Below are 12,775 nucleotides of genomic sequence, written 5' to 3'. Positions count from 1 at the left end.
GACGCAATGTTGGACTCGACTGGCCGTGCTGTGGCCATCATTTGTGTCTTTGCTCTCAGCGCGACCCTGTTGGTGTCGTGCGGATCATCTGGCGATCAAACGTCAGAAGCTCCAGAGGACTCCTTAGAAGTCGGCACCGCTACGGACCCTACCCCTGCTCCGGAGGCGCCCCCCGCCGATCCGAATAGCGAAGACCCGGTTGGAACCATCGTTCCCTCCGCCCCGTCGGCTCCTCCTGAGGAGCCGGAAGAAACCACGGACGAGCCGGCCCCAATTGTTTCCGGACTCGGCTATATCGAGGAGACTTTCGTCGACCACGACCGAACCACTCCGCCAAGTGGCAACGACCCGAGCAAAGACAGCCGCACCCTTCGAACCCTCTTGGTCTATCCCGCCGCGATAGATAGCTCAGCCACCAGCCCGGTAGAGAACGCCCAGCCAGCAGGTGGCCCGTATCCGTTAGTCCTGCTGGCCCACGGGCTGAGCGGCTACCCGGAGGGATACGGAGAATTCCTGGCCGCAATCGCTTCAGGCGGATACGTCGTCGTCGCCCCCGAATTCCCCCGCAGCTCGAGATTCAATCCTGGTGGCGCGGACGCGGGCGATACCGGATCTCAACCGGGCGACTTGAGCTTCCTGATCGACACCGTCGTCCAACTCGGCGCCGACCCCCAATGGCCGCTGGCCAACATGGTGGATAGCAGCAAGATCGCGGCAATCGGGCATTCCAATGGGGCGATCACCGTGCTGGGAATCGGCGCCAACAGCTGTTGTCGCGACGAGCGGGTTGATGCGGTGGTGCCCATGGCAGGTCCGCCGGCACCCTTTGAGGGCGAGTACGACTTCACCGACACCCCGCCAATCTTGATAATCCACGGCACCAAAGACCCCCTGATTCTTTATGCAACCTCACCGAAGCTATTCAACGACATTTCAGCGATCAAGGGCCTGTTGACTCTTGACGGCGGGGACCACGGTTCTTGGCTGGGTTCGGGCAGCGATCTCTTTGACGACGTTGTCACCACCACATTGGATTTCTTGGCCGTGGCTCTCGATGGCGACGAGCAGGCCGCCACCCGTTTGCAACAGCCCCGCTCATCTCCCAGCGCCGAGCTGGTTTTCGCCGCCGAAGCGAACTCCGGCCTAACCGTGGAGTTCGAGGTGCCCGAGCTCAGCCGTCAGGCATCGGCTGAGCCGACAACCGGCTTGGTCGACGGACAGACCGTAGTGGTCGCCTGGAGCGGGTTCCTCCCCGAGCAGACCGTGAACATTCTCCAGTGCTCGCAAGGCGGTATCGAGGGTTCAGGAGTCTGCGACTTCACCAACGCCAGAATCCTGCATCCCAATCCCACCGGCGAAGGCTCGGTGGAGCTGACGATCATCGTCGGAGCAGTCGGCAGCGGTATCTGTGATGCCACCGTTGACGACTGTGTCATCGCGGTCAACGATTCCGGCCTCCAAGACCCCGAGGCCACCATTCGGATTCCCCTCAGCTTTGCTCGCTAGCTGCTAACCCGAACAGAACGGGGGCCGCGGAATTCGAAGCCGTGGATTTCGATCTGCTGGTCCGGTTCCAGCACTAGATCAGGAAAGCGGGCGAAAAGACGCTCTACCCCCACTCGCACTTCTTGGCGGCCGAGCCATTCGCCCAGGCAACGGTGGGTGCCGAGGGCGAAAGCGGCGTGGGTGCCCTCTCGGCGGTCGAGGTCGATCTCCGTTGGGTTGGTCCAGTGCGCCTCATCGAGATTGATCGACCGCAGCACGCCGCTCACCAGGTCTCCAGCCCGGATTGGCGTGCCATCCAATTCAAGATCCCGCGTGGCCTGGCGGGTGATGGTTCCTACTGGGCTGTACACCCGAAACACTTCCTCTATGAGACGGCGCAGCTTGGCGGGGGCTGCATCAATCTGAGACTTGAAGTCGGGGCGAGTCAGGAGAACCCAGGTCACCATCCCAATGCCGTCCCGGGGCTCGTTGATGCCTCCAGAGATCATCAGTCGCACGTTGTTAACGATCTCCTCTGGCGCCGCCCCCTCCTGAACAAACCACGAGATGGCCGAGTCATCGTCGCCAGCGGAATCGATCCGCTCGGCGATAGCTGCACCGAGTTCAGCTTTGGTCTGCTCACCGATGGCGGTCAGGTCCGGGTCGTTCTCGAAGTTGGCCAGATCGGTGCACAAACCTTCACACCAAGCCCACATCTTGTCGAAGCCGTGCGCGTCGAGTCCGAGCACGGTGGCCAAAGACCCTGCTGACAGCGGCTGGGCATAGTCGGTCATCAGGTCGAACCCCGCCGGATCAACGGTGTCCAGCAATCGATCAGCCATCGGGCCAAGCTCATCTGAGGAAAAGGCGCCGCTGCGCCCACCGGGCTGGAACGGTGGCTGCATGATGGCTTGGAGGCGAGTGTGCTCCGGAGGGTCGCAGGTGAGCATGTTCTGACCCAGCGCCCGGGCCAAAAACGACGGCTCAGTCGCCGCGCTAAACAGCTCGGGATGTTCTTCCACGTAAACCACGTCGTCCCACCGGGTGACTAGCCACATTTCCATAGCTGGAACCCAGGACACCGGCTCCTCCGCCCGCAGTCGAGCCAGGATCGGGTCGGGGTCGGCTTCCAAGTGAGCCAGGGAGATGGAAGATCCAAGGGTCATAGATCGACCGCGAGCATAGGATTCCAGTCGACCAAGAGGTGGTTGTATGAGATTTGAAGGCAAAGTGGCCATTGTCACCGGTGCGGGGGGCGCAGGCGTTGGAGGATTGGGGGTCGTCTATGCCCGGGCGCTGGCCAGCGAAGGTGCATCGGTTGTGGTTGCTGATATCGACGGCGAGGCCGCAGTAGAAGTTGCTGAAGCAATTGCGGCAACCGGGGCTCAGGCCATCGGTGTTCGGTGCGATGTTGCCTCGGGAGACGACATCGACGCCATGGTGCAGGCCACCGTCGACGCGTTCGGCGGGGTGGACATCCTGGTCAACAACGCCGGATTGGCCCGGGGGAAATGGAGTGAGGCGTTGATCCTGTCCGCCGATGAATGGATGGAGATCCTGGCCGTGAACACGGTTGCGCCGATCATGTGCGCCAAGGCCTGCGCGGAGTCAATGCGCACCCGCGGCGGCGGCGTCGTCGTCAACCAGTCGTCAAACGGTGCGCTGATGGACGCCGGCGCCTACACGGTGTCAAAACTCGCCCTCAACGGGGTCACTCGGGTCTTGGCCGACGAGTTTGCCGACGACAACATCAGAGTCAATGGCATCGCACCGGGCATGATGACTGCGAAACTCCCGGAGAAGCAGGTCCGGACCCTGCTGGCTCGCCAAACGGTAAGACGACAAGGCCAGCCCGAAGATCTGGTCGGATTGCTGCTGTACCTCTGCTCGGACGAATCGAGCTTCATGAACGGCCAGACGGTGGTGATCGATGGCGGCATGGCCCGCAGCCCTAAGAATTGACCGAGAAGAACCATCCAACTGACAGTGAAGGGGAAGTAGGGCAAACTTGGAATATGGCCAACTCTGAGCTCGTCATCGACGTCGATACTCATGTGACTGAACCACCCGACACATTTGTGTCCCGCGTTCCCGCGAAATTCAAAGACCGAGTGCCCCAGGTGCAGCGGACAGATGAGGGCAAGGACCACTGGTTCGTCGGTGGCGAGGTGTTCTCTTCAGTAGGAATGACCGCGGTGGCCGGGTGGCCAGAGCCTTTCCCCGACGGTCCTTCGGTGTTCGAGGAGATCCATCCCGCGGCCTATGACTCCAGCGAGCGACTGAAGTACATGGACGAGCAGGGAATCTGGGCCCAGGTGCTCTATCCCAATGTCGGCGGATTCGGCGCTCAGCACTTCTTGAAGCTGGAAGACCGCGAGCTGATGCTGGCCTGCGTCCAGGCCTACAACAACTTCCAACTCGACTGGATTTCCCCGGATCCCCGCCGCTTTGTGGCCGTTGTCTCAACCCCCTTTTGGGACATCGATGACACCGTGGCCGAAATCACCCGATGCGCTGAGCTCGGCCACCGGGCGGTTCTGTTCACCGGAGAGCCGCAGCGATTCGGACTGCCTCTGCTGGGCGACCCTCACTGGGATCCCCTGTGGTCGGTGGCCCAAGAGGCTGGACTCCCCATCAGCCTCCACATTGGCAGCGGCGACACCACAACCGGTTTCACTCCAGAACGGATGGCGGCCCACGGCAAACCCTCGACTTACGCCTACGCGTCGTTGGAGATGTTCCTGAAGAACGGCATACAGCTAACTGATCTGCTGGGTTCCGGAGTCTTGCCTCGCTACCCGGACCTCAGATTCGTGTCCGTGGAGAGTGGCATCGGATTCATTCCCTTCGTGCTTGAGGCTGTTGACCATTCCTTCAACGAATGCGGGGGGCTCGAAAGGGCAGCGAATTTTGAAATGATGCCCAGCGAGTACTTCCGCCGCCAGGTGTACGCGTGCTACTGGTTCGAGGAGACTGCGCCTCAGCGGCTGCTCGACAAGATCGGCGTTGACAACGTGTTGTTTGAGACCGACTTTCCTCATCCGACTTGTCTCTATGGAAACGTTCGCGAGCGGATTGAAGTTTCGCTTGCCGGTCAATCGGAAGGTACTCGCCGAAAGCTGCTGTGGGACAACGCCGCCGCTCTCTACCGGATCGAAGGCCCTTGACTGTCGCCCCAGGCCCTTAGGCCGCCTGTCTTGCCTGCCCGGCCTAGGCCACGGAGAACGGCGTCGTGCTTTGGCTAGGCGTCCAGGATTCCGACGAGGAAGTCCTTGAGATTGTTCAACCGACCTTGAGCCTCGGCCTTGCTGAGCGAATGAGTGCTGACTGCCAGACTGCACAATCCGCTTGCCGCCGCGTCGGTGACCGCCATCAGGCGACTTGAAGTCTCCGGATCAATTTGAGCACCGAAGAACTGGGCACAAGCATCAGAGAGTCCACGGAACTCCCGAGCGGCGTACCACTCCGCCAGCTCATCGGATCGCTCTTCGGTTGCATAGTAGGTACTGAAGGCGGCGCAGAATCGAAAGGCGGCTTCCTGTTCGGGATAAGCCCCAAAAAGAGCATTCAGACAGTGCTGGGCTGCATCAAGGCCTCTGACGCCCGCAGGCACCTCGACACGGGTTGCCTCGAGTATCGACTCGAGCATCCGGTTGTATACCTCGAACGCAATGGCACCACACTCGGGGAAATGCCGGTACACGGTGACTCGGCTGACTCCTGCCTGCTCAGCGATTTCTCCCATAGTCGTGGAAGCGATTCCCTGCTCCAAGAACAAGATCTGCCCCGCCTCGATGATTGCAGAGCGGCTGTGGGTATTCAGGTCTTCATGGTCGGAGCGGTATTTTCTGAGCTTGCTGGACTCTCCCATCAGACCAAGTTTACCCATGGAGAATCAGCTTGTCGCTTTCTGAGTAGGCTATTTCCACCCACTAATCCAATATCAGGAGCGATACTGCTTAGGTTTTTGCATGAACTAACTGTGGTCTAGTCGACAAGAGATCATGCCAAATTGTTTCTGATATAACCTCGACTGTTGGCTTCAAAAGTTGTAGGAGAAATATGTTCGAACGACGAGCCTATATGTTGGATGTCTCAAGGGATCGCGTTCCAACCCTGGAAACCCTGGAGTGGTTGGTGGACGTGTTGGCAATGCTGGGATTCAATGAACTCCAACTATACGTTGAACATACATTTGCCTACTCGGGGCATGAAGAGGCATGGAGAGAGTCCTCTGCGTTCACTGCTGAGGACATGCAATGGCTTAACCACATATGCCATATGAAGGGCATCGAACTTGTCGGCAACATGAATTGTTTCGGCCATATGGAAAGGTGGTTGGCCCACGAGCGATATCGGGAGATGGCCGAATGCCCTGATGGCGCGCCGAGCCCATTCGGCGAAGGGAACATGGAGCCGACGTGTCTAGCGCCCACCGCCGAGAACGCCCGCTTCGGGGTTTCGCTCGCCCGAGAGATGGCCAAGGCGATCCCACACCCGAGAATCCATATCGGCGGGGACGAACCGTTCGAACTCGGGGACGGTGTCTCGTCAGACCTCGTTGCCGAAAGGGGGCGCCAGTCCGTCTATGTGGAGCACTTGAACAGAATCATCGAGCCCCTCGTGGCCGACGGGCATGACGTGATGTTCTGGGCGGACCAGTTCCGCCGAGACCGATCCCTGCTGGACAAGATTCCCGCGGCGGTTACGCCGGTGGTGTGGAACTACGAGGCCCCTTCTGATCAAAGCTGGGGATCCTTCCTTCCCGCGAACTTGCTGGATCGGCTTGGGCTTCCCGATGACGCCCATTTGGGATTTGAGTCCCATGCCCGCTTGTTCATAGAAGCCGAAAGATCGTTTTGGGTAGCCCCTGGCACCGGCACCTGGAACACCCTCATTGGCCGCAACCGAAATGCCGCGGGCAACATCATGGATGCAGCGGAAGTGGGACGAGCCCACCAAGCTCCCGGATTCCTGCTGACCGATTGGGGAGACAACGGTCACTTCCAGCCGCTGCCGGTGTCGCTCCCATCCATGGTGCGCGCCGGTGCAGCAGCCACCAGGCGACCTGTTCCCGACCACCCTGAGGTGGGAGAGCAAATCGACGAAATTCTCGGCTGCCAAGTGGGTATCGGCGCGTTAATCGACCGCCTCGGCGACATTGGTGAGAGCCTTGGGCTGATCTCAATCAACGGAAGCCCGATCTTCTACGCGCTTTGCGCTACCGCATTTCGGAGCTTCGGCGAACTCGATCAAGGGAGCGTCACAAGAGGACTGGGTGTTCTGGCTGAGGCTGATGAGCGGTTCTCCGAGCCGATAGGAGGTGCACGAGGAGCCGTAGTCGCCGAGGAAATGCGCTCGGCCTGCCGATTGGCAGAGTTAGGTCTGCGCCGGCTCGCCGCTGAACACGAACTCGACGTGCAAGCACCGACACCTGATGAAGTGGCCGAGGCTGCAGATGCCCAACGCGCCGCCTGGCTGCTCTCCAGCCGTCCTGGCGGCCTCGACGACTCCATCAGCAAGCTGATCCTCTAGCCCATTGAGCGGGATACGCTGGCCTAAGGAGGGCTGATGGCGACTCTCGAAATTCCCGACCTCAGCAGCTACCAGACCTTTGTCCACGGGTTTCCCCACGAAGCCTTTATCCAGCTGCGCGAGCATGCCCCGGTTTGGTGGCATGAGCCCACCGACCGCACCCCCGACGGCGAGGGCTTCTGGTGTGTGAGCACGCACGAACTGGTGCTGGAAGTGTTCCGCAATCCCAAGGTCTATTCCAGCCATACCGGAGGGAACCGCCCCTTCGGTGGCACCACCATCAACGACATGGAGATGAGCGGGAAGCTCCTAAACATGATGGACGATCCCCGGCACCAGCGGATCCGACAGCTGGTGAACAAGGGCTTCACCCCCAAGATGATCGGCCGGATTCGCGACGACCTTGTAAGTCGAGCCCACCACATCCTCGACAGCGTGGCTCCCGCTCCCGGCGGACGGGGAGCTTGCGATTTGGTCATCGACGTTGCCGCGGAGCTTCCCCTCCAAGCCATCTGCATGCTGCTGGGAGTGCCCAACGATGACCGGCGCATGCTGTGCGAATGGGTGGACATAACCTCCGAAACTTTCACCATGGAGGAGATGCCCGACGGTCCCAGCGATGCCAGCATCAACATGTTCCTGTACGGACAGCGCCTCATCCAAGAGCGCACCGACAACCCAGGCGATGATCTCCTCTCGGTAGTCATCCACGGCGAGCTGCCCGACCAGGTACCCCCTCGCCTTGATGGCGACGAGGTGGCAATGTTCTGGGCGCTGCTGTTCACTGCCGGATCGGAGACCACCAGAAAGGCCATAGCCGGCGGGCTGTGGGAGCTGGTGAAGTCCTCCGATCAGATGGCCCGCCTCTGCGCTGATCGTTCTTTGATGGGACCGGCCATCGAGGAGATTGTTCGGTGGACGACGCCCTCTGTCTACAAGCGGCGCACGGCCACGGTGGACACCACGTTGGGCAACCAAGCCATCGGCGCGGGGGAAAAGGTGGTGGTCTGGGAGATGTCGGCCAACCGGGACACGGCGGTGTTCGACGACCCGTTCGAATTCCGCATCGATCGGAGCCCCAACAACCACATGGGGTTCGGCCACGGCCCCCATTTCTGTCTGGGCGCCAACTTGGCCCGGCTAGAGATCGATGTGATGCTAAACGCCATTCTGGATCGCTGGTTCGACATCGAGATCGTCGGCGACGCCACCTGGACTCGGACCAACCGATTGAGCGGTCTCAAGACGCTGCCCATTGAATTCAATGACCGGGCAGTTCGCCTGGGATCGACTGATTAGAGTTTCCCAGCCATGGAGATTCGGCAGCTGGCCGGGGCACTCGGCGCTGAAGTCATCGGGCTCGATCTGACCAGGGGAATCGAGGGATCTGAGTTCTCAGCGGTACGCGACGCTCTCCACAAGAGCGGTGTGATCTGCATTCGCGACCAGGGGGCCATGACCCCAGAAGACCAACTGGCCTTTGCCGGGAACTGGGGGGAGATTTCCATCCACCCTTACGTGCCCTCAATCGAGGGCTATCCGGGGATCATGAAGATCTACGACCCGAACCCCATCACCCAGACCTGGCATTCCGACTCCACCCATATGCGGCACCCCCATGCCTACACTCTGCTGTTGGCTCGGGTATTGCCCAAGGTGGGCGGGGACACCATGTTCGCTTCTGCCGTCAAGTCATTCGAATCGCTGTCCCCGGGGCTTCAGGAGGCACTCCGGGCGCTCTCCGCTGTGCATGAGGGAACCACCCTGGCCGCTGAAGCCGGGCTGGAGCACGAGGCGGTCGTCGCCGTCCACCCGGTGGTGCGGGCTCATCCTGACACCGGGGGAGAGGCGCTGTTCGTCAACGACAACTATGTGACCCGGATCGATGGGTGGACCCCTGAGGAGAGCCGCCCGCTTCTGGAGTTCCTCTATGGGGTAATCGGCCGCTACGAGAACACCTACCGACATCGCTGGCGCCACGGCGACCTGGTGATATGGGACAACCGATCTACCCAGCACGCCGTCGTGGGGGATGTCAGCGGCGAAGAGCGAGTCCTCCACCGGGTGACGATTGCCAGCAGCGCTGCTGATGGATGAGCTAGGCCGTCAGCCTGGCCAAGCGCTCTGAATGTTCGGCTGTGGTGCCGCCCCGGGATTGGGCAGACCATGCTCGAAGGGCGAAGGGCGCGAGGAAATGGTCCTCGTAGTACCCGTCGGCCCCGTGCAGTTGGTGAGCCCCCGCTATGACGTCCAATAGGGCTTCGTTCCCGGTCACTTTGGCTGCGGACACCAGATAGTCGCGGGCAACACCGGTAGGGGAGTGGGCGGCCTCGGCGGCGGTGAGCTCCATCGCCTCGACTGCGATGGCCATGTCCACGAAGCGATGGCGGGCGACCTGGAAGTCTTGTACTTGTCGGCCGTACAGCGGACGGCGCAGAGCGTGATGAGCGGTTCTGGCCAAGAGCTGGCGCGCATCAGCGGCCATTTCGACGCAGGCAGCGAGAACAGGATCGTCGGCGACATTTGGCAGGGGCGGGGACAAGGACAGATCGCTGTCCAGCAGGGCAGTGGCGATCATGTCCCGATGGGTCTCGTTGGCACCGACTGAGATGGAGGGATGGATAGCCTCGAGTGCGTCATAGGTGTACGTGGGCCCCTGCTCAAACATGGCAGTCCAGTCGGCTTCTTCTGGTCCCGCCCAAGATCGGGCTGTTCGGGCGATTCTTTGGAGAAGTTCGGTGGAAGCCACCTTCACTACCGAGGCCTGGTAGTCCACTGCCTGGCCCGTCTCCTCGTAGTCAATTAGCCGCTGGCAAAAGGCTCGGACTCGAGCCGCCGCGGCGTGCAGTCGAGCTCGTTCCCACGAGGGAACCCCGGCAGGCAGTCGTTGCAACCACAGCTCGGCCCATCCGTAGTGGGCCAGCGACCCCCGCTCCGCGGCCACCGCGGCCATCACCTGCGACCACCCTTGCCCCACCTCGCCCAATACGCTGTTTTCGCCCAGGCGAACCTGACCGAGGTTTATGTCACAGAGGGTCCAACGATTGATGGTGGGCCTGCGTTTCACCTCTACTCCGGGAGCATCTAGGGGAACGAGGAACATGGTCATCGAAGAACGAGCGCTCTTTTCTGGGTCGGTTACCGCCAACACCACGGCCAGGTCAGCCTTGTGAACCCCCGTAATGTGCGACTTGGTTCCCGACAGCTCCCAGCTATCAGAGCTGCGAACCCCAGTGGTGGTGATGGCTGCCAAGCTGTTGCCCGCGCCGGTCTCGCTATACGCGATTGCACCAAGCATCTCGCCGGAGACCATCGGGGCCAACCACCGGGACTTTTGGGCGGGCGTGCCGAATTGAGAGAGCACATAGCCGCACAGGGTCACTCCGGTGTCGATGGAAGGCGCACCGTGATAGGCAGCCTCCAAGTCGTACACGTGTTTCCAAGCCCGAGAGCGGCCGCCGCCCCCGTCGGCTCTCGGAAGTGAAACAGCCAGGAAGCCCCGACGAGCTGCCTCCCTCTGGTGTCGCAGCTCGAATTCCAGGTCGAGACCGGTTAGATCGGTGGGGTCGACATGGCCAGCCACCTGTTCGGGAGCCATATCCGCATCCAAGAATTCCCGGACCTCTTGGCGCCACTGTGACAGCTCGCCGACAAGCCGTAGTTCAGTTAGACGCACTTCCAACCTAGGCCGGATGCTGGGTCAGCAGTCGGCGCAATGTCCGTGGAGGTCGAGACTGTGGGTGGTGGGAGTGAATCCGGTTCGGGCTGATATTTCATTTAAACTTTTGTCCACCAGGCGTTCAATTTCACTGTCGAATTGAACGTCTTCAATGCTGCCACAGCTCAGGCATATGAGGTGGTGGTGGTGACCGAGTAGCGGTTCCGCCAACTCGAAGTAGGTGTGATCGCCCCCCGCGTTAATCCGCCGGATGACTTCGCAGCGAACCAAGACGTCCAAATTGCGATAGGCAGAACTCTGAGCCAACTTCGGATCTGCCTCCACGATGTCAGGCAGAATCATCGGTTGTCCGGAGACGACTAGGACCTCCACCAGTTTCCGTCGGCCGCTGGTGTACCGGTGGCCTTGCTGGGCCAGCCTGCCACCGATTTGAGCATGCAACTCGGAGAGGAACTCCCTGTCTTCAGCGCTCTGTCGTAGCTGCTCAGTCATTCCTGTTCTTTATCTTAGGGGCTCATTTCGGATGTACACCGCTCACGGCGGGCGCACCGTCGCTTCCAGCAGTACCGACAGCAATCGCACACCAACAGAGGGACAACGAAAACCACCCCCATGATCGCAAAGAGCTGGCCAATGATGTACAGCGCATGGACTATTGCCGTCATGGTCTTCCCTTCTTGCCCGAACGTCTCTCCGCAAAGTAAGCGTTGTCTGTTTGTCATCGACGCAGGTCGCAGAATACGTTTGCAGGAATGAGACTCATTATCAATTTAAAGCGAGTGATATTTGGTGCAGGGTGCTTGCTGGCTGTGTTGGCACTGGTCGCTGCCGGTTGCGGGAACGACGATGATGATGACGGAACTGGTGTACCGACAGTCATAGCCACGACGTCGATATGGGCTGATGTTGTGGCCAACGTGGCCTGCGACGGGTTGGCGGAAGTGGTAACCGTCATTCCCCCCGGTGGCGACCCTCATGCCTTTCAGCCCTCGTTGAGTGATCGCGAGAACATGGAAAACGCGGCGTTGATAGTGGCGAACGGCTTGTTCCTGGAGGAAGGCCTAGAGGACACCATTGATGCGGTCGAAGATGCGGGCACTCCAGTGTTTCGCGTGGCTGACCATGTCTCGGTAATCGAATTCGGCTCGGCGATGGGCCACGACGACCACGACGACCACGAGGGTCATGACCACGACGAGGACGACCACGACGAGGACGACCACGACGACCACGAGGGCCATGACCACGACGAGGACGAGCACGAGGACGACCACGACGAGGACGACCACGACGACCACGAGGGCCATGACCACGACGAGGACGAGCACGAAGACGACCACGAGGGCCATGACCACGACGAGGACGAGCACGAGGACGACCACGACGACCACGAGGGCCATGACCACGACGAGGACGAGCACGAAGACGACCACGAGGGTCATGACCACGACGAGGACGACCACGACGAGGACGACCACGACGAGGACGACCACGACGACCACGCCGAAGACGACGGCCACGGCCATGCGCATGCGCACGGAAGTGATGACCCCCATGTGTGGTTCGATCCCATTCGAGTTGCCGATGCGTTGCCCGCGCTCAGCCAAGCTCTGGCCACCCAGGCAGGACTCGATGCCGCGGCCCTAGACGAGTGTGTTGCGGCATATCGCGGCGAGCTCATTGCTTTGGACGCTGAGGTCGATGCCATCTTGTCCCCGCTGCATCCTGAGGATCGCCTGTTGGTCACCAACCACGATGCCCTTGGCTATTTCGCCGATCGCTACGGGTTCCAGGTGATCGGAACGGTCATTCCCAGCGGCTCCACTCTGGCCGCGGCTAGCCCCGCGGGGCTCCAGGAACTGGTTGAGCTGATCGACGAAACCGGTGTGGCCGCCATCTTCTCGGAGACGACACACAGTTCCGATGACACTGAAGCCTTGGGCCGAGAGGCCGGTGTCCAGGTAGTTTCCTTGAATACTGGATCGCTGGGTCCCGCTGATAGCAGTTCGGGCACCTACGTCGGGTTCATACGTACCAACGCACAGAAGATCGCCGAAGGCCTCGGTTGATGTTCCG

11 protein-coding genes are annotated in these 12,775 nt (G+C 60.8%); 7 read left to right on the top strand and 4 right to left on the bottom strand.

The window, feature by feature from the left end; genetic code table 11:
• Window positions 1-6: 6 nt before the first annotated feature.
• Window positions 7-1,506: a neocarzinostatin apoprotein domain-containing protein gene (locus tag ACOGXH_RS09030; RefSeq protein WP_419928779.1), complete on the top strand. Its 1,500-nt coding sequence runs from the start codon at window positions 7-9 to the stop codon at window positions 1,504-1,506.
• Here the strand turns inward: ACOGXH_RS09030 and ACOGXH_RS09025 are convergent.
• Window positions 1,503-2,651, bottom strand: coding sequence for a cytochrome P450 (locus ACOGXH_RS09025; protein WP_419928778.1), 1,149 nt, complete (start codon window positions 2,649-2,651; stop codon window positions 1,503-1,505). The two genes, ACOGXH_RS09030 and ACOGXH_RS09025, sit on opposite strands and share 4 nt — an antisense overlap.
• A gap of 46 nt (window positions 2,652-2,697) precedes the next feature.
• Here ACOGXH_RS09025 and ACOGXH_RS09020 point away from each other — a divergent pair, with 46 nt between their 5' ends.
• Both ACOGXH_RS09020 and ACOGXH_RS09015 read left to right on the top strand, forming a co-directional pair.
• The gene (locus ACOGXH_RS09020) at window positions 2,698-3,447 is read left to right on the top strand and encodes an SDR family oxidoreductase (protein ID WP_419928777.1); all 750 of its coding nucleotides are present in this window, start codon (window positions 2,698-2,700) and stop codon (window positions 3,445-3,447) included.
• A 53-nt stretch (window positions 3,448-3,500) separates the two neighbouring features.
• Window positions 3,501-4,652 (top strand): amidohydrolase family protein, encoded by a 1,152-nt coding sequence (locus ACOGXH_RS09015; protein WP_419928776.1) that lies wholly within the window; start codon window positions 3,501-3,503, stop codon window positions 4,650-4,652.
• Between the two features lie 74 nt (window positions 4,653-4,726).
• Here ACOGXH_RS09015 and ACOGXH_RS09010 read toward each other — a convergent pair whose 3' ends face one another.
• Complete coding sequence (locus ACOGXH_RS09010; protein ID WP_419928775.1) at window positions 4,727-5,356, bottom strand: TetR/AcrR family transcriptional regulator; 630 nt, start codon at window positions 5,354-5,356, stop codon at window positions 4,727-4,729.
• 191 nt (window positions 5,357-5,547) lie between these two features.
• Here ACOGXH_RS09010 and ACOGXH_RS09005 point away from each other — a divergent pair, with 191 nt between their 5' ends.
• Genes ACOGXH_RS09005 through ACOGXH_RS08995 form a run of 3 tightly spaced genes read left to right on the top strand, consistent with a single transcriptional unit; the run spans window position 5,548 to window position 9,117 of the window.
• Window positions 5,548-7,020, top strand: a complete 1,473-nt coding sequence (locus tag ACOGXH_RS09005) for a family 20 glycosylhydrolase (protein ID WP_419928774.1) — start codon at window positions 5,548-5,550, stop codon at window positions 7,018-7,020.
• 36 nt (window positions 7,021-7,056) lie between these two features.
• Complete coding sequence (locus tag ACOGXH_RS09000) at window positions 7,057-8,319, top strand: cytochrome P450 (RefSeq protein ID WP_419928773.1); 1,263 nt, start codon at window positions 7,057-7,059, stop codon at window positions 8,317-8,319.
• A 12-nt stretch (window positions 8,320-8,331) separates the two neighbouring features.
• A complete protein-coding gene (locus ACOGXH_RS08995; protein ID WP_419928772.1) occupies window positions 8,332-9,117 on the top strand; it encodes a TauD/TfdA dioxygenase family protein in 786 nt (261 codons plus the stop codon).
• Window position 9,118: 1 nt separating this feature from the next.
• Here the strand turns inward: ACOGXH_RS08995 and ACOGXH_RS08990 are convergent, their stop codons facing one another.
• Window positions 9,119-10,696 carry an acyl-CoA dehydrogenase family protein gene (locus tag ACOGXH_RS08990; protein ID WP_419928771.1) on the bottom strand — a complete coding sequence of 526 codons (1,578 nt, stop codon included), beginning with the start codon at window positions 10,694-10,696 and terminating at the stop codon, window positions 9,119-9,121.
• Window positions 10,697-10,720: 24 nt separating this feature from the next.
• Complete coding sequence (locus tag ACOGXH_RS08985) at window positions 10,721-11,191, bottom strand: Fur family transcriptional regulator (protein ID WP_419928770.1); 471 nt, start codon at window positions 11,189-11,191, stop codon at window positions 10,721-10,723.
• Between the two features lie 317 nt (window positions 11,192-11,508).
• Here ACOGXH_RS08985 and ACOGXH_RS08980 point away from each other — a divergent pair, with 317 nt between their 5' ends.
• Window positions 11,509-12,768 carry a metal ABC transporter substrate-binding protein gene (locus ACOGXH_RS08980; RefSeq protein ID WP_419928769.1) on the top strand — a complete coding sequence of 420 codons (1,260 nt, stop codon included), beginning with the start codon at window positions 11,509-11,511 and terminating at the stop codon, window positions 12,766-12,768.
• Window positions 12,769-12,775 lie beyond the last annotated feature (7 nt).

This window comes from Candidatus Poriferisocius sp. (assembly GCF_965208355.1).
Classification (GTDB): Bacteria; Actinomycetota; Acidimicrobiia; order Acidimicrobiales; family Bin134; genus Poriferisocius.
This window is presented reverse-complemented; position numbering and strand designations above follow the sequence as displayed.

Coding starts and splice junctions, on each gene's coding strand:
- ACOGXH_RS08995 (WP_419928772.1), top strand. CDS start 8,332: ATGGAGATTCGGCAGCTGGCCGGGGCACTCGGCGCTGAAGTCATCGGG.
- ACOGXH_RS09005 (WP_419928774.1), top strand. CDS start 5,548: ATGTTCGAACGACGAGCCTATATGTTGGATGTCTCAAGGGATCGCGTT.
- ACOGXH_RS09015 (WP_419928776.1), top strand. CDS start 3,501: ATGGCCAACTCTGAGCTCGTCATCGACGTCGATACTCATGTGACTGAA.
- ACOGXH_RS08985 (WP_419928770.1), bottom strand. CDS start 11,191: ATGACTGAGCAGCTACGACAGAGCGCTGAAGACAGGGAGTTCCTCTCC.
- ACOGXH_RS09020 (WP_419928777.1), top strand. CDS start 2,698: ATGAGATTTGAAGGCAAAGTGGCCATTGTCACCGGTGCGGGGGGCGCA.
- ACOGXH_RS09030 (WP_419928779.1), top strand. CDS start 7: ATGTTGGACTCGACTGGCCGTGCTGTGGCCATCATTTGTGTCTTTGCT.
- ACOGXH_RS09010 (WP_419928775.1), bottom strand. CDS start 5,356: ATGGGAGAGTCCAGCAAGCTCAGAAAATACCGCTCCGACCATGAAGAC.
- ACOGXH_RS09000 (WP_419928773.1), top strand. CDS start 7,057: ATGGCGACTCTCGAAATTCCCGACCTCAGCAGCTACCAGACCTTTGTC.
- ACOGXH_RS09025 (WP_419928778.1), bottom strand. CDS start 2,651: ATGACCCTTGGATCTTCCATCTCCCTGGCTCACTTGGAAGCCGACCCC.